We start from the raw sequence: 23,634 nt of genomic DNA on the forward strand, positions 1-23,634 counted from the left end.
GCGGGCCGGCCGGCTACCCGGGCGGGCGCCGACCGGCCCGCGGGATCAGCGTTCCCGGACCACCGCGACCGGGCAGTGCGCGTGGTGGATGAGCTGCTGGCTGACCGAGCCGAGCAGCATGCCCCGCAACCCGCCCCGGCCCCGGGTGCCGACCACCACGAGCTGGGCCTCCCGGCTCGTCTCGACCAGCAGCGCGGCCGGGTTGCCCGGAGTCACCTGGATCTCGACCGGCACGTCGGGGAAGGTCTCCCGCCACTGGGCGAGGTCTGCCTCGGCGGCCGCCCGTTCGGTGGCGGTGACCTGCTCCGGGTCGAAGTCCGGCGGCACCCACCGCTCGCCGGCCGGCTCCCAGATCCGCAGCACCCGCAGCGGCACGTCCCGCTGCGCGGCCCGCTCGACGGCGAAGCCGAGCGCCCGCAGCGAGGTCTCGGAGCCGTCCACGCCGACCACCACCGGACCGGAGGTGGCGGCCTGGCCGTCCCGGACCACCACCACCGGGCAGTGCGCGTGGGCGGTGACGGAGACGGCGGTGGAGCCGGCGAGCAGGCCGCCGAACCCGCCGTGCCCCCGGCTGCCGAGCACCAGCATGCCGGCCTCGGTGGAGCGCTCCTGGAGCACCAGGGCGGGCGGGCCGTCGAAGACCTCCCCCTGCACGGTGAGGCCGGGCCGCTCGGCGGCGGCCTCCGCCGCCGCCTTGCGGACCAGGTCCTCCACCTGCCGGCGTGCGGTCTCGTCCGGCCAGATGCCGGGCGCCACGCCGGGACCGACCCAGCCGGCCACGGTCAGCCACTCGAAGACGTACGCCAGCCGGACCGGCCGGCCCGAGCGGCCCGCCTCGTCCATGGCCCAGTCGAGGGCGACCGACGCGTCGGTGGAGCCGTCGTAGCCGACCAGGATCTCGTCGGAGCTCATTGCCCGCTCCGCAGGCCCTGCTCGGTCTCCCGGATCCACCGCCACTCGGCGACCCGGGGATCGTCCTCGCCGTACCGGCGGGTGTAGTCGCGGCAGGCCTGACGGGCGTCGACCATCTCCTGACGTAGGTGGGCGGCGCGGGCGGCGAGCCCCGGCACCCGGTCGATGACGTCGATGACCAGGTGGAAGCGGTCCAGGTCGTTCAGCATCACCATGTCGAACGGCGTGGTGGTGGTGCCCTCCTCCTTGTAGCCGCGCACGTGCAGGTTGTCGTGGTTGGTCCGCCGGTAGGTGAGCCGGTGGATCAGCCACGGGTAGCCGTGGTAGGCGAAGATGACCGGCTTGTCGCGGGTGAAGATGGTGTCGAACTCGTTGTCCGGCAGGCCGTGCGGGTGCTCCGACGGCGGCTGCAGGCGCATCAGGTCGACCACGTTGACCACCCGCACCCGCAGCTCCGGCAGGTGCTTGCGGAGCAGGTCGGCCGCGGCCAGGGTCTCCAACGTCGGCACGTCGCCGGCGCAGGCGAGCACCACGTCCGGCTCGCTGCCCTCGTCGGAGCTGGCCCAGTCCCAGATGCCCAGGCCGCGGCGGGCGTGCTGGACCGCTTCGTCCATGGTCAGCCAGTTCGGCGCCGGCTGCTTCCCGGCCACCACCACGTTGATGTAGTGCCGGCTGCGCAGGCAGTGGTCCATGGTGGAGAGCAGGGTGTTGCCGTCCGGCGGCAGGTAGACCCGGACCACCTCGGCCTTCTTGTTGACCACGTGGTCGATGAAGCCCGGGTCCTGGTGCGAGAAGCCGTTGTGGTCCTGCCGCCAGACGTGGCTGGAGAGCAGGTAGTTCAGCGACGCCACCGGCTCCCGCCAGGGGATGCGCCGGGTCACCTTCAACCACTTGGCGTGCTGGTTGACCATCGAGTCGACGATGTGGATGAACGCCTCGTAGCTGGTGAAGATGCCGTGTCGGCCGGTCAGCAGGTAGCCCTCCAGCCAGCCCTGGCACAGGTGTTCCGAGAGCACCTCCATCACCCGACCGTCGGGGGAGAGGTGGTCGTCGCCGGGGACCTGGCGGCCGACGAAGGCCCGGTCGGTGACCTCGAAGGCGGCGCCGAGCCGGTTGGAGGCGACCTCGTCCGGCCCGAAGAGGCGGAAGGTCTGCGGGTTGCGGGCGATCACGTCTCGCACCCAGGGGCCGAGCGCGCCGGCCGCGCCGGCCATCGGCTCGCCCGGCTGCTTGACGTCCACCGCGTAGTCGCGGAAGTCGGGCAGCTCCAGGTCGCGCAGCAGCCGGCCGCCGTTGGCCACCGGGTTGGCGCTCATCCGCCGGTCGCCCCGGGGCGGCAGGGAGGCAAGGTCGGCGACCGGGGCACCGGTGGCGTCGAAGAGTTCCTCCGGCCGGTAGCTGCGCAGCCAACGCTCCAGCTCGGCCAGGTGCGCCGGGTTGTCGCGTACCTCGGCGATGGGCACCTGGTGGGCGCGGAAGGTGCCCTCGACCGGCTTGCCGTCGACGTCCTTCGGCCCGGTCCAGCCCTTCGGCGTACGCAGGATGAGCATGGGCCAGCGGGGGCGCTCGACCTGGCCGCCGGAGCGGGCCAGGCGCTGGATCTCGGCGATCTCCTTGACCGCCCGGTCGAGGGTCGCGGCCAGCAGTTGGTGCACCCGCGCCGGGTCGTCGCCCTCGACCACGTACGGCTGGTAGCCGTAGCCGCGCATCAGCTCGAGCAGGTCCTCGCTGGGGATCCGGTCCAGCACCGCCGGGTTGGCGATCTTGTAGCCGTTGAGGTGCAGGATGGGCAGCACCGCCCCGTCCCGGGCCGGGTTGAGGAAGACGTTGGACAGCCAGCTGCCCGCGAGCGGGCCGGTCTCCGCCTCGCCGTCGCCGATCACGCAGGCCACCAGCAGGTCCGGGTTGTCGAACGCGGCCCCGTACGCGTGGCTCAGCGCGTACCCGAGCTCGCCGCCCTCGTGGATCGAACCCGGCACCTCCGGCGCCACGTGGCTGGGAATGCCGCCGGGGAAGGAGAACTGGCGGAACAGCCGCTGCATGCCGGTCTCGTCCCGAGGGACGTGGTGGTAGAGCTCGCTGTAGGTGCCCTCCAGCCAGGTGTTGGCCACCAGGGCGGGGCCGCCGTGGCCCGGGCCGGTGACGTAGATGGCGGACAGGTCCCGGTCGACGATGACCCGGTTGAGGTGCGCGTAGATGAGGTTGAGGCCGGGGCTGGTGCCCCAGTGTCCCAGCAGGCGCGGCTTGACGTGCTCGGGCTTGAGCGGCTCGCGGAGCAGCGGGTTGTCGAGCAGGTAGATCTGCCCGACGGTGAGGTAGTTGGCCGCTCGCCAGTAGGCGTCAAGCCGGCGCAGCTCGTCTTCGGTCAGTGGGCTGTGCAGGTCGAGAGCGGTGTCCATGCTGCATTAGCCTCTCGCGGCTCGTGGTCTTCTGCCACCCGGGCGGCGGGTTTTCCGCCCGGGCAGGTCCAGCCTCGTCGGTCAGGCCGAAATCGATCAGGGCCGTTGGTCCCGGGACCCGCGGGCGTCACGACCCCTCCTCGCGATCCGGGTCGAGTCCACGGACGACGATCACCGGGGCGGGCGAGTGGTAGAGCAGGGTCTGGCTGACCTCGCCGAGCATGCCCCGCAACGGCTCGTCGCCGCGCGCCCCGACCAGGGCCAGCTGTGCCGAGCGGGACTGTTCGACCAGGACGGTGGCCGGGTCGCCGCGGACGGTGTGGCACTCGGCGGCCACCGTCGGGTGCCGTGGTGCGTACCGGGCCACCGCCTCGTCCAGCAGGTGGTCTTCCTCGGGGTGCTGGTGCTCGACGACATGGATGGCGAGCAGCCGGGTGGCCCGCCGTTCGGCGCAGTCGAAGGCGTAGCCGAGCGCGGCCCGGCCGCTCTCCGACCCGTCGAACCCGACCAGCAGCGGCCCCTGCGGTGGGGGCGTGACCCGGCCGATCAGCACCGGGCAGCCGGCCCGGGCGGCGAGCTGCACGGCGGGCGCGTCGGCCGGCACGCAGGTCGGGCAGTCGGACATCCCGCCGTCCCCGAGCGCCACCAGGAACGCCGAGTCGGAGGCCCGGACCAGCGCCTCGACCGGGGAGCCTTCGACGATCTCGCCGCTGACCGGCACGGCCGGTTCGGCGGCGGAGGCCGCCTGCCCGGCCCGCTCCAGCAGTTCCTCGGCGGCGTCGCGCGGCGCGCCGACGGTGGGCGCCTCCAGGGCCGCCGCCCAGTTGAAGGCGTGCAGCAGGTGCAGCGGACGGCCGTGGGCGGCGGCCTCGCCGACGGCGGTCCGGACCACCTGGAGGTCCTCGTCCGACCGGCCGACGCCGACCACCACCGCGCCGTGGGTGGGTGCGGCCATCCCGCCTCACCTCCCGACCGCGTTCACCTCACCCACGGTAGTCAGCCGGTGGCGGGACTCGGGTCGGGTCAGCGGAACTGGAGCCGGTTCACCGCGTCGAGGAACCGGGCGCCGAGCAGCCGGCGGCTGTGCACCATCGCCCAGGCGGCGGCGGTGACCAGGTAGCGGGTGCGTGGCCGGCGGGCGGTCACCGCCCGTTCGATCACCCGGGCCACCGTCTCCGGCGTCGCGGCGAGCAGCCGGTTCCGGTACGACCGCGCCATCACGGCGTCGACCGTGGTCACCATCTTCCGGTACGGCCCGTCGGGGGCGGCCCCGGCGCCGAGGGAGGAGGCGGCGACCGCGCCGAAGCCGGTCCGGATCAGCCCCGGCTCGACGATCGACACGTCCACCCCGAACGAGCGGACCTCCTGGCGCAGCGCGTCGGAGATCGCCTCCACCGCGTACTTGCTGGCGTGGTAGTAGCCACCGCCGGGGAAGACCAGCCGGCCGCCCATCGAGCTGACGTTGACGATCCGGCCCCGCCCGGCCCGGCGCATGCCGGGCAGCACCAGCTGGGTGAGCCGGCTGAGCCCGAAGACGTTGGTCTCGAACTGGGTGCGGACCCGGTCCAGCGGGGCCTCCTCGATCGGGCCGTACTCGCCGTAGCCCGCGTTGTTGACCAGCACGTCGACCTGGCCGTGCTCGGTCTCGACGGCGGCCACGGCGGCGCGCATGGACGCCTCGTCGGTGACGTCGAGGGGGAGCAGCCGGGCGCCGGTGTCGGCCAGGTCGGCGATCGCCTCCACCCTGCGGGCGGTGGCGTAGACGGTGAGCTCGGGGCGACGGGCGAGCCGCCGGACGGTGGCCCGGCCGATGCCGGAGGAGGTGCCGGTGATCAGGACGGTGGTCATGCGTGGTCTCCCGGGTGCGGTGGCAGGCCCGCGACGATCAGCGCGACGCCGTCGCGCAGCCGCCGCCGGGGCAGGTCGGGGTCGGTGAGGTCGGCCTCCAGGCCGCGGGTGAGCGCGACCAGCACATCGGCGACCGCGCGGGCGCGCGGCCCCGCGGCGTCGGCCAGCGTGCCGGCCACCAGGTCGGTCAGCTCCCGGGTGTACGCCTCGACGAGGTCGCCGGTGAGCTTCGTGCTGGCGTCGAGCAGCTCGGCGGCGTGCCGGCTCTCCCGGTGCAGCCGCAGGGTGAGTTCGAGCTTGGCGGCGAGCACGTCGTGCAGCCGCTGCGCCAGCGGGCCGGTGCCGGCGGCGCCCCGTCCGGCGGCGGCGAGGGAGTCGGCGAAGAGCCGCTCGGCCAGCCGCCGGTACGCGTCGTCCTTGTTGCGGACGTACTGGTAGACGGCGGGGCGGGACATCTCGGCCGCCGCGGCGATGTCGTCCATCGTCGTCCGCCGCACGCCGTGCCGGGTGAAGCACTCGTACGCGGCGGTGAGGATCGCTTCCAATCGGTCGGTCGACATGCTGACAATGATTGCACAGATTGTCAGCTCGTCACAGGTGGTGCCGCTCACCCTCTCGTGGCGAGGTAGGGGAGCGCGCGGTCAGCGGGGAGCCGGAACCGCTGGGTGCACGCGGACGATCACCGCAGTGGCGTTGTCGTCGCCACCCTCGTCGAGCGTGGCGGCGAGCAGGGCCTCGGCGGTGCGCGCCGGGTCCCGGCGGCCGGCCAGCAGGTCCCGCAGCCGGTGGTAGCCGAGCTGGTCGCTCACCCCGTCGGTGCAGAGCAGCCAGGTGTCGCCGGTGCGCAGCGGCACGGCGAGCAGGTCCGGTTCCGGCTCGTCCGGGTGACCCACGTAGCGCAGCAGCTGGTAGCGCGCCCGGGCCGCCTCCGGGGAGTCCGCCGGCCACCAGCCGTGCACCACTCCCAGCCAGGCCATGGTGTGGTCGACGGTGATCAGCTCCAGCAGCCCGTCCCGCAGCCGGTACGCCCGTGAGTCGCCGAGCTGGACCAGCCACCCCTGGCCGCTCTCGGGCTCGGCGACCAGCGCCGTCAGGGTGCAGCCGGTGAGCCCGGCGACGGCCGCCCCGGCTCGACGTACCCGGAGTTGGGTCTCGGCCGTCGCGGCGCGCAGCCCGGCGGGGTCGACGGCGGGCCAGCCGCCGCGGACCTGGGCGACGAAGGTGCTCACCGCGGTGGCGCCGGCGATCCGGCTGCCCTCGCCGTCGCCCATCCCGTCGGCGAGCGCCACGAGCGGCAGTTCCGGGTCGAGGTGCAGCACGTCGAAGTTCTCCGGGTAGCGGTGCCCCACCACGCTGCCGCCGGCGACCTCCAGGGTGAGCCGCCCGACGGTCAGCCGGCGGGTGGCCTCGACGGGTCGGTCCGGGGGGTGACGGCGGAACACCAGCGGACCGTAGCACCGGCCGGGGCGCGCCCGGGGGCCACGGAGTTCGTGTTTTGTCAACCAGGGTTGACAGGACCCGTGCTGTCAACCTATGTTGACAGTATGAGTCAGGCGACGGAACTCGCGGCGGCCGCCGGCAGCACCGACCCGAAGGTCGGGCTCCGGGCCGTGCTCGCCCTGCGCCGGCTGCTCGAGCGACTCGAGGTGGTCCAGGTGGACAACGCCCGACGGCAGGGCTGGTCCTGGCAGGAGATCGCCGACGCGCTCGAGGTCAGCCGGCAGGCGGTCCACAAGAAGCACGCCGGGCGACCGGCGGTCCGAGGAAGCTGGGAGGCGTGATGTTCGAACGGTTCACCGACCGGGCCCGGGCCGTGGTCCGGCACGCGGTCGACGAGGCCCGCGCCGAGGGCCGGCGCCCGGTCGGCACCGAGCACCTGCTGCTCGGGGTGCTCGCCGACGGCGACAACCTGGCCGTCCGGGTGCTCTCGGCCGGCGGCATCCGGGCCGAGGAACTGCGCGCCGCGGTGGCCCGGCACACCGCCGGCGGCGTCGACGGTCTCGGCGAGGCGGACGCCGCCGCGCTGCGCGAGATCGGCATCGACCTCGCCGCGATCGTCGCGCGGATCGAGGAGTCGTTCGGCCCGGACGCGCTGCGCGAGGCGCCACCCGCCCCGCGCCGCTGGTGGGGCGGCCGGCGCCGGCCCGACGACGGCCGCTTCTCGCCGCGGGCGAAGAAGGTGCTGGAGCTGTCCCTGCGCGAGGCGCTCCGGCTGCGGCACCACCACATCGGCACCGAGCACATCCTGCTCGGTCTGCTACGGGAGGGGAACGGCCTGGCCGCGCTGGTGCTCACCGAGGCCGGCGCCGACCTCGACGACCTGCGCCGCCGGGTGGAGGCTGCGCTGCGCACGGCGGCCTGACTCCTCGCGGACCGGTCGTGCTTTCCGGTCCGGGCCGCGCTCAAACCTGTTTGCGGTCCTTGCAACGTCTGTCCCCGTCGGCTCGCTGACCCGCCGGATCTGCTGCACACTTGCGCCGTGGACGAGGACAAGCGCCCGGTGACCGCTGACAACCCCGCGCCCCGCTCCGCGGTGGTGGTCAACCCGGCCAAGGTGACCGATCTCGACGACTTCCGCGAGACGGTGAACGGCGCCCTCGCCGCCGCCGGCTGGCCCGAGCCGACCTGGTACGAGACCACGGTCGAGGACCCAGGCCGAGGGCAGACCGAGGGCGCCGTCAAGGCCGGCGCCGAGGTGGTCTTCGCCTGCGGCGGCGACGGGACCGTGATGGCCTGCGTCACCGCCCTCGCCGGCACCGACGTCGCGCTCGCCGTGCTGCCGCAGGGCACCGGCAACCTGCTCGCCGCCAACCTCGGCCTCTCCAACGACCTCGCCGCCGGGCTGGAGGTCGCCATCGAGCGGGGCATGCGCCGGCTCGACGTCGGCGTCGTCGGCGACAGTTGCTTCGCGGTGATGGCCGGCATGGGCTTCGACGCCCAGATGCTCGACTCCACCTCCGAGACCACCAAGAAGCGGATCGGCTGGCCGGCGTACATCGTGGGGGCCGCCCGGCACCTGCGGGACCGGCCGATGCGGGTGTCCATCCGGATCGACGGCGGGCCGCCGCTGCGCCGCCGGGCCCGCTCGGTCCTGGTCGCCAACGTCGGCCGACTCCAGGGCGGCGTACGCCTGCTCACCGACGCCGAGCCGGACGACGGCTGGTTCGACGTGGCGGTGCTCACGCCGCGGACGCTCGGGCACTGGCTGGCGATGGGCTGGGCGCTGGTCCGCCGCCGCGGCAGCGTGCCCCGGATGGAGGTGCTCCGGGCCCGCAAGGTCGAGATCACCAGCAACCGGAGCCAGCCCCGGCAGCTCGACGGCGACCTGATCGAGCCGGGCCGGTCGCTGAAGGCCCAGATCCGGCCCGAGTCGCTCTGGCTCTGCGTGCCGCGACCCGAGCGGGACCCCGACCTGTCGGTGGACGCCGACGCGGCGGCCGAGCGCGGTGAGCGGTTGGTCGAGGAGGGCCGCCGTGAGTAGCACCAAGCTGGTCCCCGAGACCCGGCTGATGGCGAAGGAGGAACTCTCCGCCGACGACGCCTGGCACACGCTGCGCCGGCACGGCGGCTGGTGCCTGCTCCGGGACGCCTTCATCCGGTTCCGCTACGGCGACGGCTTCAGCCACTCCCGGGCGCTCGCCCTGCAGCTCTGCCTGGCCGTGGTGCCGTTCCTGATCGCGCTCACCGGGCTGATCACCGATCTCGGGGCGGACGAGGGCGGCAAGGTGGTCGCCGACACCGTGCTGGCGCTCACCCCCGGGCAGAGCGAATCCGTGGTGCACGAGCTGCTCGCCGACACCGACCACACCGAGCGGGCCGGTGAGCTGGCGCTGACCCTCGGTCTGCTCACCGGGCTGGTGGCGCTCACCACCGTGATGGCCCAGATCGAGCGGGGCGCCAACCGGATCTACGGCGTCGAACGGGACCGGCCCGCCCTGGCCAAGTACCTCCGCGCCGCCGTCCTCGCGCTGGTCGCCGGCGTGCCCGCGCTGACCGGGTTCCTCATCCTGGTCGGCGGTCGGGCGATGGGCGACTCGGTGCAGCGGCACTACGAGTGGGGCACCTTCGCCAACGCCGCCTGGGACGTCATCCGCTGGCCGCTCAGCCTCGGCCTGACCGTGCTGGCCGTGGCGGCGCTGTTCCGGCACGCGCCCCGGCGCAAGCAGCCCGGCCTCTCCTGGCTCTTCTTCGGCGCCGGGATCGCCACGGCGCTCTGGTGGCTGGCCAGCCTGCTGCTCGCCGCGTACGTCAAGTACAGCGGCGGCTTCGGGCAGACCTACGGCGCGCTGACCGGGATGATGGCCCTGCTGATCTGGGCCAATCTGACCGGGATGGCGCTCTTCGGTGGCCTGGCCTTCGCCGCCCAGCTGGAGGGGATGCGGATCGGCGTGGAGGAGCCCGCCCAGCCCGACCTCTGGGAGCCGGAGGCCGAGCGCGAGGAGGCTCTCGACACCGGCGAGATGACCGCCCTCTGACGATCGGTCGGGCCGCGTGTAGCGGGGGCGGGAATCGGGTACAGCGCGCCTCGCAGCTGAAAAGGGAGGTGCTGAGGTGACCGCGGTCAAGGAGGCGGCCCGGCGGCCGCTCGGCCATTTCGCCGAGCGGAGCGTCGTGGGCCTGCTCGCCGTCGCCGGCGCGGGAGTCGCGTTCGGCGTGCTGCTGATGCTCGTGCGGTTCCACTGGGGGCCGCTCTACCACGCCGACCACGAGGCGGCCGAGTGGTTCAACAAGCTCGTGGCCCCGCACCACCCCGTGGTCACGGTGCTCACCGCGATCACCGACCTGGGTGGCCGCCCGGTGCTGATCTGGCTGGTCTCCATCGCCGTGATCAGCCTGCTGATCCGTCGCCAGTCCCGGCTGGCCGCGTACCTGATCATCACCGGGGTCGGCGGGCTGATCCTCGATCCGTCGCTGAAGGCGCTGGTCGGCCGGCTCCGCCCGGTGGTCGACGTGCCGATCACCCACGCCCCCGGAAACAGCTTCCCGAGCGGACACGCGCTCGGCTCGTTCGTCGCGTACGGGGCGCTGCTGCTGGTCTTCCTGCCGGCCATGCGGCCGCGCTGGCGCAAGCCGGCGATCGCGATCGTCGCCGTGCTGGTCTTCCTGATCGGACTGACCCGGATCGCGCTGGGCGTGCACTTCGTCTCCGACGTGTTCGGCGGCTGGCTGCTCGGCGCCCTCTGGCTCGGCGTCAGCGCGTACGCCTTCCGGCTCTGGCGGCGGGAGCGGGGCCGGCCCGTGCCGCCGATCAGCGAGGGCCTGGAGCCGGAGGCGGGGGAGGAGATCAAGCCCGCGCCGGCCGAGGAGCACCTGCTGGACCACCCCCGCTCGTCGGTCGCCGAGCTGCTGGTCGGCTGGGTGATCGTGTTCGGCGCCCTCTACGGCTTCGGCATGTACGTCAGCTACCACGCCAAGGGCACCTTCCTCGACACCATGGACACCGCGGTCCCGCAGTGGTTCGCCGCCCGGCGTACCGACCAGCTCACCGAGCTGAGCTGGTGGTGGAGCAAGTTCGGTGACACCCACGCGATCCTGCTGGTCTCGCTGGTCTTCTGCCCGCTGGTGCTGGCGATCTGGAAGCGCTGGCGCCCGGTGCTCTTCGTGGTGCTGGCGATGTTCGGCGAGCTCAGCCTCTTCCTGGCCAGCGCCCGGGTGGTCGAGCGGCCCCGCCCGCCGGTGCAGAACCTGGACGGCCACATGCCGACCTCGTCGTTCCCGTCGGGACACATCGCGGCCACCATCTGCCTGTGGAGCGCCATGGCGATCATCGTGTTCGTCCGTACCGACCGCTGGTGGCGGTGGCTCTTCGTGGCGATGGCCGTGATCATGCCGATCGGGGTGGCCGTCTCCCGGATGTACCGGGGCATGCACCACCCGACCGACTTCATGGGGGCGATCCTGCTCGCCGGGCTGTGGATCCCGCTGCTCTACTGGGTGGTCCGACCGAACGCCGACGTGTACAAGGGCAACCAACCGGCGATCGAGTCCGAAGAGGTGAAGGAGCTGGACGACGAGCTGGCCAAGGCCGGCCGGGAGGGCTGACCGGGCGCGATGCTGCGGGTGATGACCTGGAACATCCGTACCGGCGGGCGGGACCGCGACGGGACCGACCGGTGGGACCGGATCGTCGCGGTCGTCGCCGGGCAGCGTCCCGACGTGCTGGCCCTGCAGGAGCTGCGCGGCCTGGACCGGGGCGGACGGCTGACGGAGCTGGCGGGCCGGGTGGGGATGGTGCCCCACCTGGCCCGGTCCTGCTTCGGGCAGCCGGTGGCGGTGCTGGTCCGCGCGCCGCTTCGGGTGCTCCGGTCCGGCCGGATACGCCGCCCCTTCCACCACGCCGCGGCCCGGGTCGAGGTGTCCACCTCGGACGGCCCGCTGACCGTGCTCAGCACCCATCTCGACCCGTACTCCGGTGGCCGGCGGCGGATGGAGGCCGACTGGCTGGCGGTGACGGTCCGGCGTACCGGGGGCCCGCTGGCCCTGCTCGCCGGGGACCTGAACACCCTCGAACCGGCGGTCGACCACACCGCCCGGCTGGCCGGCCTCGGCGAGCTCTACCGCCGCCGGCACCTGCGCCGCGACGGCCGCACCGTCGACACCCGCGCGGTGGCCCGGCTGCTCGGCGCCGGCCTGGTCGACCTCTGGCCGTACCTCGGCGGGACCGAACCGGACGGGTTGACCGTGCCGACCCGGCACGGCGGGGCGGAGTTCGCCGCGATGCGGCTCGACTACCTGCTCGCCACCCCGGACCTCGCGGCCCTGACCCGCACCGTCCAGGTGGTCCGCGGCGACGACGCCGACGTCGCCTCCGACCACTACCCGGTCCTCACCGACCTGGCACTGGACCCGGCCTGACCCGCCCCGCCCCCCGCCTCGCGGCAACGAAGGGCCATTTTCAGAGAAAGAGTGGCCTTGCCTGCTCGTGAGGCCACTCTTTCCCTGAAACTGTGCGGATCTTGGGGCGAGGCGCCACCGGAGTCGATCACCGGGGTGTTGTCGCCGCTGACTACGGGGGCCGGCCGATCCGATGCCGGTCAGCCGCAGCGGCCAGCAGGCCCGGCGCGTGATCTGCCGGCCGGGCTGCCGGCGGTCGCCTGAGCCGCGGGCTGTCAGAGGATCAGGTTCAGCAGGACCGTCAGCACCACCGAGGCCAGAATCGAGAAGAGAATCATCAGCAGGCAGCCGGGGCCGCCCCCGGCGGGCCGGATCTCGGTCTTCCCGATGCGCATGAATTCACCTTCGCAGGGCGGGCGCGAGCAGGGTACGGATCGCGTCGGCGACCTGCGCGGGCGCGGTGGTGGCGACGTTGTGCGCGGCGGCGGGCACGGTGACCGACCGGCCGTCGGGTACGAGCCGGGCCGCCTCCGCCCGCCAGCGTGCCGGGACGAGGGTGTCCCGGGCGCCGCCCAGCACCAGCGTCGGGGCGGTGACCCGGACCAGGTCCGCCTCGATCGCGTTGTGCACCGAGTGGGACAGGGTGGAGAGGACCCGCCGGGGCCGGGCGTCCCATACGTCGCGGAGCAGGATCGGTGCCCGGAGCTTGGCCTCCCGCAGGGCGTCCACCAACAACCGCCCGAGCTGTCTCCGTCGGGAGCGGGCGGCCGGGTCGGTGGTCGGGCCGGCCAGCACCAGGGCACGGACCAGGTCGGGGTGGCGGGCGGCGAGGGCGGCGGCCACCGCCGCGCCGAGCGAGTGCCCGACCAGGCAGACCCGGTGCAGCCGGTACGCGTCCAGCCAGGCCGCCAGGTGCGCGGCGTGCCCGGGCACGTCGTACGCCGTGCCGGGGCGCTCGGTCAGCCCGAAGCCGGGCAGGTCCGGCACGTACACCGGATGGGTGGGGGAGAGGGCGATGGCCAGCGGGCTCTGAGGTAGCGGTGCGAGACGGCGAGCCCGTGCACCAGCACCACGGCCGGCGCGCCCCCACCCGGGTCGGCCGTGCGGCGGGTGTGCGTGCGCAACCCGGCGACGAGCCGGAACTCGCTGGTCAGGCCGGCCGCCGGCCGGGGCGCGGCCAGGGCGAGGCGGAGGTCCGCCAGCCCGAAGCGCCCCGGTGGCGACGGCCGGCGACCGCGGTCGGGGGCCACCGGTCGCGTCGCGGGGAGCGTCACAGCTCGCGGAGCCGGGGCAGCAGTTGCTCCTGCGCCCAGTCCAGGAACATCGGCTGGCTGTCGCCGCCGATCTGCACGAGCGCCACGTGGGTGAACCCGGCGTCGACGAACTTCTTGAACGCCTCGACGTGCTTGTCCACGTCCGGCCCGCAGGAGATGCCCTGCGCCACGTCGTCCTCCCCGACGAACTGGGTGGCCGCCGCGAAGGCGTCCGGGTCGGGCAGGTCCGCGTTGACCTTCCAGCCCAGGCCGAACCAGCGGAACTGGTCGTGGGCGATCTTGCGGCACTCCGCCTCGTCCGGGCCGTAGCAGATGGCCACCTGACCGTAGCGGGGGCGGCCCGCGCCGCCGGCCTCCTCGTACATCTCGACCAGGTGCGGCAGCGGGTCGGTGGCGATGAGCGCGTCGCCGTACTCGGCGGCGAGGGTGGCCGACTGCCGGCCCGAGGCGGCGACGGCCATCGGCACCGGGCGCTCCGGCCGGTCCCAGACGTACGCGTCGGGGACGTCGAAGTGGTTGCCGGAGAAGGTCAGCGTCTCGCCGTTGAGCAGGGGCCGGATGACCTGCAGCGCCTCCTCGAACATCTCGTGCCGCTGCTGCACGTGCGGCCAGCCGCCGATCACGTGTTCGTTGAGGTTCTCCCCGGCGCCCAGGCCGAGGGTGAACCGGCCGTCCGAGAGCACCCCGACCGTGCTGGCCTTCTGCGCCACCACGGCCGGGTGGTAGCGCCGGATCGGGCAGGTCACGAAGGAGAGCAGCTCGGCCCGGGTGGTGGCGTGCGCGACCGCCCCGAGCACCGACCAGGCGTACGGGGAGTGACCCTGGGTGTCCAACCAGGGGTTGTAGTGGTCGGACATGACCAGATGGTCGAAGCCGGCGGCCTCGGCGCGGACGGCGTAGTCGACCAGTTGCTTGGGGCCGGCCTGCTCGCACATCAGGGTGTAGCCGACGTTGACCATGGCGCTTCTCCCTCCGGGCGGATCGTCACCGGATACCCCGACCCGCGGGAGCCAACCCTGGTGTCCGCTTCCGGCCGCCGCGCGTCTTGACGCCGGAGGGGACGATGCCTACAGTCCGGCTTAACCGGTTCAGGCCGGGGTGGCGCCACATCCTGTGGTGGGGATGACCGCCCCTGTGGCGGTCCGTGGCGACACGGGCCGCCACAGGACACTGCTCCGCGCATCGACGAACTTAACCGGTTGCCTTCCGCGTTCCATCGTCCTACGCTGATGCCTGCGTCCGCCGGGAGCCGGGCGGCGGCTGTCGGGCTCAGCCGCCTTCGTCACCACCACCGCACCCCCACCTGGGCAGGGGGAGACCTCCTCCCTGAGGACAGCCATGAAGAAGTTGCTCTCCGTCGCGGGCGCCGCCCTGCTGACGGTTCTCGCCGCCGTCTTCGCCTTCGGGCAGCCGGCGCACGCCGCCACCGGGTTCTCCGTCTCGAACGGGCGGCTCTACGACGCCAACGGCACCGAGTTCGTCATGCGTGGGGTCAACCACGCGCATACCTGGTACCCGCAGCAGACCAGCTCGTTCGCCAACATCAAGAAGCTCGGCGCGAACACGGTCCGGGTGGTGCTGGCCAGCGGCGACCGCTGGGCCAGGAACGACACCGCCGACGTCGCCAACGTCATCTCGCTCTGCAAGGCCAACAAGCTGGTCTGCGTCCTGGAGGTGCACGACACCACCGGCTATGGCGAGCAGAGCGGCGCGATCACCCTGGACCGCGCGGTCGACTACTGGCTCAGCATCGCCAGCGCCCTGCAGGGCCAGGAGAAGTACGCCATCGTCAACATCGGCAACGAGCCGTACGGCAACCAGGGCTACGGCACCTGGGCCACCGACACCGCCAACGCGATCAAGCGGCTGCGCGCGGGCGGCCTCACCCACACGATCATGGTGGACGGCCCGAACTGGGGTCAGGACTGGTCCTTCACCATGCGGGACAACGCCGCCACGGTCTTCAACGCCGACCCGCAGAAGAACACCGTCTTCTCCATCCACATGTACGGCGTCTTCGACACCGCCGCGGAGATCACCGAATACCTGGGCCGGTTCCGCACCGCCGGACTGCCCATCGTGGTCGGTGAGTTCGGCTTCAACCACTCCGACGGCAACCCCGACGAGGACACCATCATGGCCTACAGCCAGGCCAACGGGATCGGCTACCTCGGCTGGTCGTGGAGCGGCAACGGCGGCGGCGTCGAGTACCTGGACATGGCCACCAACTTCGACCCGAACCAGCTGACCAGCTGGGGCCAGCGGATCTTCAACGGCGCCAACGGGATCAAGGCCACCGCCAGGGAGGCGTCCGTCTACGCCGGCACCTCGCCGAGCCCGACCACCAGCCCCACCACCAGCCCGAGCCCGACCACCAGCCCCACCACCAGCCCCACCACCAGCCCGAGCCCGACCAGCAGCCCGAGCCCGACGACCCCGCCGCCCGGGGGCTGCACCGCGAGCTACACGATCGTCAACTCCTGGCAGGGCGGCTTCCAGGGCGAGGTGAAGGTGACCGCCGGCGCAGCCGCGATCAACGGCTGGTCGACGAGGTGGACGTTCGGCAACGGCCAGGCGATCACCCAGTCGTGGAACGCAACGGTCAGCAGCAGCGGTTCGACGTACACCGCCCGGAATGTGGACTACAACGGCCGGCTCGGCGCCGGGGCCAGCACCACGTTCGGCTTCCTCGCCAGCTGGAACGGCAGCAACGCGGTGCCCACGGTGACCTGCACCGCGAGCTGACCGCCGTCGTACCACCGGTGGCCGGGTCCGCGCGGACCCGGCCACCCCCTGGCGCGCCCGGTCCTCGCCGTCCTGGTGGATCAGCGGTCGGTGGTGGCCAGCCGGGCCGCCCGCATCAGCAGGTATTCCTGCTCGGGCCGACTGGTGGTCCGCGCGGCGGCGGCCCGGTAGTGCGCCGCCGCGACGGCCCGGTCGCCTGCCATCTCGTGCAGGTGCGCCCGGGCCGCGTCGAGCCGGTGGTGCCCGACCATCCGCGCGTCGGCGTCCAGTCCGGCCAGGGCGTCCAGCCCGGCGGCCGGGCCGCGCACCATCGCGGTGGCCACCGCCCGGTTGAGCGAGACCACCGGATTGCCGGAGATCCGTTCCAGCACCTGGTAGAGCGCGAGGATCTGCGGCCAGTCGGTCCGCTCGGCGCTCGGCGCCTCGTCGTGCAGCGCGGCGATGGCCGCCTGGAGCTGGTAGGGCCCGACCGGTCCGCGGGCCATCGCCCGGGTGACCAGGGCGGTCCCCTCGGCGATCGCGGCCGCGTCCCACCGGCTGCGGTCCTGGTCGGCCAGGGGGATCAGCTCGCGCGACGGGCCGGTCCGGGCGGCGGCCCGCGCCTCGGTGAGCAGCATCAGGGCGAGCAGGCCGGCGACCTCGCTGTCGTCGGGCAGCACCGTGTGCATCGCCCGGGCCAGCCGGATCGCCTCCTCGGCCAGGTCCACCCGGCGCAGGTCGGCGCCGAGGCTGGCGGTGTGCCCCTCGGTGAAGATCAGGTAGAGCACGTGCAGCACGGTGCCCAGCCGGGCCTGCCGCTCCGTCTCGTCGGGCATCCGGAACGGCAGCCCGGAGCTCTTGATGCGCTGCTTGGCCCGGCTGATCCGCTGCGCCATGGTGGCCTCGGGAACGAGGAAGGCGCGGGCGATCTCGGCCGTGCTGAGGCCACCCACCGCGCGCAGGGTCAGCGTGATCGCCGACCCCGTGGAGAGCGTCGGGTGACAGCAGAGGAAGAGCAGGACCAGGGTGTCGTCCCGGTCCGCGGCCAGCGGCTCGTCCGCGGCCGGCGCGGTCCGCCGGTCGTCGCCCTCCCGCCGGGCGGCGCGGTCCTCCCGGTCGCGACGGGCCGCCTCGGCCCGGACCAGCTCGATCATCCGGCGGTACGCGACCTGCACGAGCCAACCGCGCGGATTGTCCGGCAGCCCCTGCGTCGGCCACTGGGTGGCCGCGGCCAGCAGCGCCTCCTGCACCGCGTCCTCGGCGGTGGCGAAGTCACCGAACCGGCGGGCGAGCACGCCGAGGACCTGCGGCGCCAGCTCGCGCAGCAGGTCCTCGACGGTGTGGTCCGGAACGCCCAGCGGTCACAGCTCCTGCGGTGGGGCCGACATGACCGGGTGCACCTCGATCGGCATGTTCAGCGGTCGCCCGCCCGGCCCGGGCGCGGTGGAGATGTGCGCGGCGATCTCGACCGCCCGCTCCGGCGTCTCGCAGTCCACGATCCACCAGCCGGCAAGGAACTCCTTGGTCTCGGCGAACGGGCCCTCGGTGACCACCGGGGCGCCGTTCTCCCCGGCCCGGACGATCCGCGCCTGCTGCGGGCCGCCCAGGCCCTCCGCCTGGACCCACTCCCCGTCGGTGGCGAGCTTCGCGTTGACCTCCCGCATGAAACCGATGTGCGCCTGGATCTCCTCCGGCGTCCAGGTGTCGATCGACGGGAAGTCGGCCCCGGCGGCGCTGAACTGCATCAGCAGCATGTACTTCACGGTTGGCTCCTCACGTCCGAGCACCGATTCTCGATGCTTCCACCCTCCGGTAGAAGCTGCCGCCCCGGCTCTCGACATCCGCCGGGGAAGAATCTCAGAAAATCTCGTTGATGCCCACCCGAAGCGCCGGGAACCCGCCCCACCGAGTGGACAGGTACCGCATGTGGACATGACTGCGCGGGCCCGGATCCGGGCCGGGGATCCCGACGCGTTCCGGGACCTGTTCGACGACCATGCCCGGACGGTGTACAACCACGGCTTCCGGCTGATCGGGGACTGGTCGGTGGCGGAGGACGTGGTGTCGCTGACCTTCCTGGAGGCCTGGCGGCTGCGGGAACGGGTCGACGCCGACACCGACGCCGGATCGCTGCGTCCATGGCTGCTCGGCATCGCCACCAACGTCGCCCGCAACGTGCGCCGGGCGGGTCGACGGCACGCCGGGGCGCTGGCGCGGCTGCCCCGGCCCGAGGTGGTGCCGGACTTCGCCGAGGAGGTGGCTGCCCGCCTCGGGGACCGTGAGCAACTCGCCCGGGTGCGTACCGCCCTGGCCGCGCTGCGTCAGCCGGAGCGCGAGGTGCTGGCGCTGTGCGTCTGGTCCGGGCTGGACTACGCCGAGGCGGCGGCCGCGCTCGGCGTACCGGTCGGCACGGTGCGCTCGCGGCTGTCCCGGGCGCGGACCAAGCTGCACATGCTCGTCGCCGCCGGGAAACTCCGGCCGGCCGGGGAAGGCCGGGAACCGGCCGGCGGCCGTGGACAGGTACCAGTCGACCGCACGATCGCGGTCCGGTTCGCTCAGGAGAACGCCCGATGACCGCCGACCCGAGAGACGTACGTGCCGACCTGGCCGGCCTGCTGCCGGAGCCGGCGGAGCGGGACCTGCCGAGCGACCGCCACCGGTTGATCCAGGAGTTCGTGATGACCCAGATCCACCCCGCCCAGTCTCCGGCCGAGCAGGCGCCGCGGCGCGTGTCACGGCGGCTGATCCTGGCCTCGGCGCTGACCGCGGCCGCCGCGGCGACCGCCGCCGTGCTGGCGATCGGCGCCGGCGGTCCCGGGGATGCGGGCGGCCGCTCCGCGACGGCCCAGGCCGATCCCGCGGGCCAGCGGATCCTGCTCGCCGCCGCCACGACCGCGGAACGGACGCCCGCCGCGTCCGGCTCCTACTGGTACCTCCGGACCGAGTCCACCGACTGGCGGTCGGAGAGCTGGACTCGGCGCGACAGCCGGACCTGGGTACGCGGAGCCAAGACCAGCGGCAAGGTGACCGAGCTTCCCCTGCCCATGCTGTTCCGGCTGGGCGGTCCGGAGGTGACCTTCGACCAGCTCCAGAAGCTCCCGACCGAGCCGGCCGCGCTGAAGGAGTGGATCGCCGATTCGGTGCGAAACAGCGACGTCCGGACGAGCGCTGGGAAGCCGGACGCCGCCATGCGCGAGCAGATGCTCTTCGACGGCCTGTTCTCCCTGGTCGCCCAGCTGCCCGCCCCGCCCAGGGTCCGCGCCGCCGCCTTCCAGGCCATCGCGGCGTACCCCGGGGTGACGAGCACCGGAGCGACCGAGGGCGGCCAGGGCCTGCTGATCCGCCTGGGTGCGGAGTCGCCGGCTCGGCTGGTCGTCGACCCGGCCACCGCCCGGATCCGGAAGACGAACTTCTTCGTCACGGCGGACGGCGCCCGGGTCTCCGCTCCCGGGGACCGCATGTTCACCCTCACCGCGCAGTGGACTGACCAGAAGCCCGCCTGACCGAGCCGCCGGCCGGTCCGGCGCTCGGCTTCGGGTGCGTTTGTGGTCGCCCCGGGGACCACAAACGCACCCGATCCCTAGTCGACCGAACTGACCTCCAGCACCAGCGCCTGCTCCGGATGCAGCGCCGGCAGTTGCAGTCCCACCGCGCCGAGCACCGACCCGCTCAGTGTCACCCCGTCGCCCGACGCCAGCCAGCCCGGCGGGGTCAGTTCCAGCAAGGCCGGCTCCGGCACCCCGGCGGGCGGGCGCACGGCGTAACGCCGGGACGGGTCCAGCCCCGGCAGGCGCACCATTCCCGGCACCTGGGCCATCGACGTGGCCAGCCGGGAGATCGCGTACACCGCGTGGGAGCGGTCGTGGGCGACCACGCCGTGCGCCTGGACGGCCGGGTCGGGGTGGTCCACCCGGACCACCCGGCCGCCGTGCAGCAGCGAGCGGAGCCGCTTGTGCAGCGCCACCCAGGCGGCGAGCTCGGCCCGCTCGGCGGCGGTGATCCCGCTGATGTCCCACTCGATGCCGTGGTGGCCGAAGAGCGCGGTGACCGCCCGGAAGCCCAGGTCGTGCACGCGGTGGGTGGTGTGCGAGCGCTCCGGTCCGATGTGGGTGCCGACCAGCTCGGGCGGCAGCATCAGGCCGGTCCAGCGCTGGATCGACAGTCGCTCCAGCGCGTCGTTGCAGTCGCTGGCCCAGACCCGGTCGGTGCGCCGCAGGATCTCCAGGTCGACCCGGGCGCCGCCGGAGGAGCAGCTCTCGATCTCCACGCCGGGATGCCGGGCGCGCAGCTCATCGAGGAGCCGGTAGACCGCCATGGTCTGTGCGTGCACTCCGGGCCGGCCGGCGTGCCCGGCCTCGGTGAGGTCCCGGTTGTGGTCCCACTTCAGGTACGCGATCCCGTCGTGCCCGGTCAGCACCGCGTCCAGCCGGGACAGCAGGTGGGCGTACGCGTCGGGGTGGGCCAGGTCGAGCACCTGCTGGTGGCGCCACTCGGGGGGCAGCCGGCCGGGGGTCTGGAGCACCCAGTCCGGGTGGGCCCGGAACAGGTCCGAGTCCGGGTTGACCATCTCCGGTTCGACCCAGAGCCCGAACTGCATTCCCTGCTTGCGGACGTGGTCGATGAGCGGTTGCAGCCCGTCCGGCCAGACGTCGTCGTCGACCCACCAGTCGCCGAGCCCGGCCCGGTCGTGCCGGCGGCCCCGGAACCAGCCGTCGTCCAGCACGAAGCGTTCCACCCCGACCTCGGCGGCCCGGTCGGCGAGGGCCGTCAGCCGGTCCAGGTCGTGGTCGAAGTAGACCGCCTCCCAGACGTTCAGCGTGACCGGTCGCGGGCCGCGCGGGTGCTGCGGGCGGGCCCGCAGGTGGGTGTGCAGCACGTCGCTGAGCCCGTCCAGCCCGGTGTCCGAGTGGACCGCGTAGAGCAGGGGAGTGGCGTACTCCTCGCCGGGGCCGAGCACGATCTCGCCCGGGGTGAGCAGCTCACCACCGCCGAGGGTGGCCTCGCCGGTGGGGCGGCGCTCGGCCACCGTGACGTGGTCGCCGCTCCACGCGGTGTGCACCGCCCACAGCTCGCCGTGCCCGAAGCCGAAGCCGGGCGTGCCGGCGACCAGCAGCAGCGTGGCGTCGTGCCCGGTGCGCCCGTGCCGGCCCTCGCGGACCCAGGCGCCCATCGGCCACGGGTGCCGCTGCGGCGTCCGTTCCCGGCACCAGCGGCCGGTCAGGTCGAGCAGTTCGGTGGCGACCGCCGGCACCGGCAGCACCGGGGTCAGCTCCCGCACCTCGTAGGGGGCGTCGCCGTCGTTGCGCAGCCGGTGCCGCAACGTCAGCAACCCGGCCGGGTCGAGGGCGATCTCGACGGTGAGCGACAACCCGGCGCCCGGGTCCGCCGCCCGCACGGTCACCCGCGCGGCCCCGGCCCCGTCGTGGTCCCGCTCCTCATCGGATACGCGGTCAGCCTCCCCGCCCGCGCCATGCGGGTCGTCGACGTCGACGGTGTCGAGGCGGAACGCGGTGGACCAGTCCCGGCCGGCGCGGTGTCCGGCCAGGCCGGGCCGGCCGCTCCAGCCGGCGCTCGCCTCGGGCAGCAGCGACAGCACGGTGGGCGCGTCGAAGCTGCTCGGCACCACGGGCGGGATCGTGGCGGCGACCAGGGCGGGCAGCTCGTCGGGGTGGAGCGGGCCGAGGTCGGCGCCCCAGTGCACGACCCGGGGCAGGCCGGCGCCGCGCGCGTCGAGCACCAGGCTGGTCCGCGCGCGGCGCAGGTGGACGATGGTCATCCCTTCGACGCCCCCAGGGTCAGGCCCCGGACGAACTGCTTCTGCAACAGGAAGAAGATCACCAGGGTGGGGATCGCGACCAGCACCGAACCGGCCGAGACCAGGTTGTTGTCGGTGAAGAACTCGCCGCGCAGGTTGTTCAGCGAGCTGGTGACCGGGAACTTGTCGCCGGTCCGCATGAGCACGGTGGCCCAGAAGAACTCGTTGTAGATCCAGGTCACCTCCAGGGTGGCCAGCGCGGCCAGGGCCGGCCGGCACAGCGGCATGGTGACCTGCCAGTACTGCCGCCAGACGCTCGCCCCGTCCACCATCGCCGCCTCGTACAGCTCGTGCGGCAGGGCCTTCATGTAGTTGCTCAGCACGAAGACGCAGAAGCCGCACTGGAAGGCGACGTTGACCAGGATCAGCCCCCAGTAGCTGTCGTAGAGCAGCTCCGAGTCGCTCATCCACGCGGGCAGCGGGATCTCGGTGAACATCCGGAACAGCGGGATCAGCAGGGCCTGCTGCGGCAGCAGGTTCGCCGCGGTGAAGAGGCCGAGCAGGGCGATGTTGAGCTTCCAGCTGAACCGGGCGATCACGAACGCCACACAGGAGGCGAGGAAGAGCGTCAGCAGCACCGCCGGCACCGTGATGTAGACGGAGTTGAGGAAGTGCTTGCCGAACTCGGCGGTCTGCCAGGCGGTGACGTAGTTGTCGAAGGTCCAGCCGCCGAGCGAGACGTAGCCGTGGCTGGCCGTGTACTCGTACGACCGGAGCGAGGTCAGCACCGCCCAGAGGATCGGGAAGAGCCAGCCGACGGCCACCGTACCCAGGAACAGGTGCAGGACCACCCGGGCGGGCCGCAGTGGCCGGCGGCGCCCGGCCGGCGCGGCGGCCGTGGGCTCGCGGGTCAGGGTCGCGGTGGTCATCGCCGGTCCTCCCGCATCACGGTGGCCAGGTAGAGGGTGATGAAGACCAGGGAGACGATCAGCATGATCGTCGCCAGGGCCGAGCCGAACCCGATCCGGCTGGCCTCGCCGACCACGTTCTGGGTGACCAGCGCGGAGAGCAGCTCCAGGCCGTTGCGGCCCTTGTTGACGACCCAGACCAGGTCGAACGCGCGCAGCGACTCGATCACCGTCACCACCAGCACGATGATGTTGATGGGTCGCATCACCGGGAAGACGACCCGGAAGAAGGTGCTGGTCTCCGAGGAGCCGTCCACCGCGGCGGCCTCGCGCAGCGACGGGTCGACGCCCTTCAGGCCGGCCAGGTAGAGCAGCATGATGTAGCCGACGTGTCGCCACCCGGCGGCGAACAGCACCGCCCAGATGTTCACGTGCGGGTCGCCGTACCAGTCGGTGTTGCCGCCGATCAGCGCGTTGAGCAGGCCCTGGTCGCGGCTGTAGATGAGCTGCCAGACGAAGCCGATCAGCGCGAGCGAGAGCACCACCGGCAGGTAGAGCGCGGTCTGGTAGAACCGGCTGCCGCGCAGCTCCTTGTCCAGCAGCACGGCGAGGAACATGCCGAACGGGGTGGCCACCACGAAGAGCGCGGCCAGCCAGAGCACGTTGTGCTGCACCGCGGGTACGAACGGCGGGTAGATGTTCACCACGTCGTCGTAGTTCTTGAGGCCGACCCAGTCGATCTCGCCGAGCGGGCCGATGCCGTCCCAGTTGGTGCCGGAGAGCAGCACGGTCGCCACCGCCGGCAGCCAGACCAGGCCCACCACCAGCAGCAGGGGTACGAGCACCATCAGCGTGATCACCACGCGGTCGGTACGGGAGAGAAGCCGCAGCCGGCGGCCACGACCACCCGTGACGGTGGTCGAGGCCGGCGGCGGTACGGCGCGATCCGCTTGGATCAGGGGCAGGTCGGACATGATGTC

General features: G+C 73.2%; 21 protein-coding genes and 2 pseudogenes. 10 read left to right on the plus strand and 13 right to left on the minus strand.

Annotated elements, in window-relative coordinates:
- Positions 1-45: 45 nt before the first annotated feature.
- The 6 genes from ACZ6S5_RS02455 to ACZ6S5_RS02480 all read right to left on the minus strand — a co-directional run bounded on the left by ACZ6S5_RS02455 (position 46) and on the right by ACZ6S5_RS02480 (position 6,601).
- Positions 46-912 carry a universal stress protein gene (locus ACZ6S5_RS02455; RefSeq protein WP_465996920.1) on the minus strand — a complete coding sequence of 289 codons (867 nt, stop codon included), beginning with the start codon at positions 910-912 and terminating at the stop codon, positions 46-48.
- Complete coding sequence (locus tag ACZ6S5_RS02460) at positions 909-3,311, minus strand: phosphoketolase family protein (RefSeq protein ID WP_465996922.1); 2,403 nt, start codon at positions 3,309-3,311, stop codon at positions 909-911. The genes ACZ6S5_RS02455 and ACZ6S5_RS02460 overlap by 4 nt, the downstream gene beginning before the upstream one ends.
- 127 nt (positions 3,312-3,438) lie before the next feature.
- The gene (locus tag ACZ6S5_RS02465; protein WP_465996924.1) at positions 3,439-4,266 is read right to left on the minus strand and encodes a universal stress protein; all 828 of its coding nucleotides are present in this window, start codon (positions 4,264-4,266) and stop codon (positions 3,439-3,441) included.
- A gap of 68 nt (positions 4,267-4,334) precedes the next feature.
- On the minus strand, positions 4,335-5,159 hold the full coding sequence (locus ACZ6S5_RS02470) for an oxidoreductase (protein WP_465996926.1): 825 nt from the start codon (positions 5,157-5,159) through the stop codon (positions 4,335-4,337).
- Positions 5,156-5,719, minus strand: a complete 564-nt coding sequence (locus ACZ6S5_RS02475) for a TetR/AcrR family transcriptional regulator (RefSeq protein ID WP_465996928.1) — start codon at positions 5,717-5,719, stop codon at positions 5,156-5,158. Before ACZ6S5_RS02475 ends, ACZ6S5_RS02470 begins: the two co-directional genes overlap by 4 nt.
- An 81-nt stretch (positions 5,720-5,800) precedes the next feature.
- On the minus strand, positions 5,801-6,601 hold the full coding sequence (locus ACZ6S5_RS02480; RefSeq protein ID WP_465996930.1) for a PP2C family protein-serine/threonine phosphatase: 801 nt from the start codon (positions 6,599-6,601) through the stop codon (positions 5,801-5,803).
- A gap of 102 nt (positions 6,602-6,703) precedes the next feature.
- On the opposite strand from ACZ6S5_RS02480, the gene ACZ6S5_RS02485 reads away from it, so the two are divergent.
- The 7 genes and pseudogenes from ACZ6S5_RS02485 (at position 6,704) to ACZ6S5_RS02515 (ending at position 12,014) form a co-directional block, all read left to right on the plus strand.
- On the plus strand, positions 6,704-6,940 hold the full coding sequence (locus ACZ6S5_RS02485) for an HTH domain-containing protein (protein ID WP_089010418.1): 237 nt from the start codon (positions 6,704-6,706) through the stop codon (positions 6,938-6,940).
- Positions 6,940-7,131 (plus strand): annotated as a pseudogene (locus ACZ6S5_RS02490) (Clp protease N-terminal domain-containing protein); the annotation flags it as partial. The gene ACZ6S5_RS02485 and the pseudogene ACZ6S5_RS02490, both read left to right, overlap by 1 nt.
- Before the next feature lie 186 nt (positions 7,132-7,317).
- Positions 7,318-7,494, plus strand: a pseudogene (locus ACZ6S5_RS02495) (Clp protease N-terminal domain-containing protein); the annotation flags it as partial.
- Between the two features lie 144 nt (positions 7,495-7,638).
- Positions 7,639-8,640, plus strand: a complete 1,002-nt coding sequence (locus ACZ6S5_RS02500) for a diacylglycerol/lipid kinase family protein (protein ID WP_465996932.1) — start codon at positions 7,639-7,641, stop codon at positions 8,638-8,640.
- Complete coding sequence (locus ACZ6S5_RS02505; RefSeq protein WP_465996934.1) at positions 8,633-9,634, plus strand: YihY/virulence factor BrkB family protein; 1,002 nt, start codon at positions 8,633-8,635, stop codon at positions 9,632-9,634. Before ACZ6S5_RS02500 ends, ACZ6S5_RS02505 begins: the two co-directional genes overlap by 8 nt.
- Positions 9,635-9,710: 76 nt before the next feature.
- Positions 9,711-11,201 carry a phosphatase PAP2 family protein gene (locus ACZ6S5_RS02510; protein ID WP_465996936.1) on the plus strand — a complete coding sequence of 497 codons (1,491 nt, stop codon included), beginning with the start codon at positions 9,711-9,713 and terminating at the stop codon, positions 11,199-11,201.
- 9 nt (positions 11,202-11,210) lie between these two features.
- Positions 11,211-12,014 (plus strand): endonuclease/exonuclease/phosphatase family protein, encoded by an 804-nt coding sequence (locus tag ACZ6S5_RS02515; RefSeq protein ID WP_465996937.1) that lies wholly within the window; start codon positions 11,211-11,213, stop codon positions 12,012-12,014.
- A gap of 378 nt (positions 12,015-12,392) precedes the next feature.
- On the opposite strand, the gene ACZ6S5_RS02520 is transcribed toward ACZ6S5_RS02515, so the two are convergent.
- Complete coding sequence (locus ACZ6S5_RS02520; protein ID WP_465996939.1) at positions 12,393-12,980, minus strand: alpha/beta fold hydrolase; 588 nt, start codon at positions 12,978-12,980, stop codon at positions 12,393-12,395.
- A gap of 283 nt (positions 12,981-13,263) precedes the next feature.
- Positions 13,264-14,226 (minus strand): TIGR03557 family F420-dependent LLM class oxidoreductase, encoded by a 963-nt coding sequence (locus ACZ6S5_RS02525; protein ID WP_465996941.1) that lies wholly within the window; start codon positions 14,224-14,226, stop codon positions 13,264-13,266.
- A 379-nt stretch (positions 14,227-14,605) separates the two neighbouring features.
- On the opposite strand from ACZ6S5_RS02525, the gene ACZ6S5_RS02530 reads away from it, so the two are divergent.
- A complete protein-coding gene (locus tag ACZ6S5_RS02530) occupies positions 14,606-16,012 on the plus strand; it encodes a cellulase family glycosylhydrolase (protein ID WP_465996943.1) in 1,407 nt (468 codons plus the stop codon).
- A gap of 80 nt (positions 16,013-16,092) precedes the next feature.
- Here ACZ6S5_RS02530 and ACZ6S5_RS02535 read toward each other — a convergent pair whose 3' ends face one another.
- Both ACZ6S5_RS02535 and ACZ6S5_RS02540 read right to left on the minus strand, forming a co-directional pair.
- On the minus strand, positions 16,093-17,349 hold the full coding sequence (locus ACZ6S5_RS02535; protein WP_465996986.1) for an RNA polymerase sigma factor: 1,257 nt from the start codon (positions 17,347-17,349) through the stop codon (positions 16,093-16,095).
- A gap of 3 nt (positions 17,350-17,352) precedes the next feature.
- The gene (locus tag ACZ6S5_RS02540) at positions 17,353-17,745 is read right to left on the minus strand and encodes a YciI family protein (RefSeq protein WP_465996988.1); all 393 of its coding nucleotides are present in this window, start codon (positions 17,743-17,745) and stop codon (positions 17,353-17,355) included.
- Positions 17,746-17,923: 178 nt separating this feature from the next.
- On the opposite strand from ACZ6S5_RS02540, the gene ACZ6S5_RS02545 reads away from it, so the two are divergent.
- Positions 17,924-18,565 (plus strand): RNA polymerase sigma factor, encoded by a 642-nt coding sequence (locus ACZ6S5_RS02545; protein WP_465996945.1) that lies wholly within the window; start codon positions 17,924-17,926, stop codon positions 18,563-18,565.
- Positions 18,562-19,494 carry a CU044_5270 family protein gene (locus ACZ6S5_RS02550; RefSeq protein WP_465996947.1) on the plus strand — a complete coding sequence of 311 codons (933 nt, stop codon included), beginning with the start codon at positions 18,562-18,564 and terminating at the stop codon, positions 19,492-19,494. The genes ACZ6S5_RS02545 and ACZ6S5_RS02550 overlap by 4 nt, the downstream gene beginning before the upstream one ends.
- A gap of 77 nt (positions 19,495-19,571) precedes the next feature.
- Here ACZ6S5_RS02550 and ACZ6S5_RS02555 read toward each other — a convergent pair whose 3' ends face one another.
- From ACZ6S5_RS02555 to ACZ6S5_RS02565, 3 genes are read right to left on the minus strand one after another with little or no spacing between them, the layout of a single operon-like run.
- The gene (locus tag ACZ6S5_RS02555) at positions 19,572-21,767 is read right to left on the minus strand and encodes an alpha-galactosidase (protein ID WP_465996949.1); all 2,196 of its coding nucleotides are present in this window, start codon (positions 21,765-21,767) and stop codon (positions 19,572-19,574) included.
- Positions 21,764-22,675, minus strand: coding sequence for a carbohydrate ABC transporter permease (locus ACZ6S5_RS02560; protein WP_465996951.1), 912 nt, complete (start codon positions 22,673-22,675; stop codon positions 21,764-21,766). The genes ACZ6S5_RS02555 and ACZ6S5_RS02560 overlap by 4 nt, the downstream gene beginning before the upstream one ends.
- Positions 22,672-23,628 (minus strand): carbohydrate ABC transporter permease, encoded by a 957-nt coding sequence (locus ACZ6S5_RS02565; protein WP_465996953.1) that lies wholly within the window; start codon positions 23,626-23,628, stop codon positions 22,672-22,674. The genes ACZ6S5_RS02560 and ACZ6S5_RS02565 overlap by 4 nt, the downstream gene beginning before the upstream one ends.
- Between the last annotated feature and the right edge of the window lie 6 nt (positions 23,629-23,634).

It is taken from the genome of Micromonospora sp. NPDC051924 (assembly GCF_055586005.1).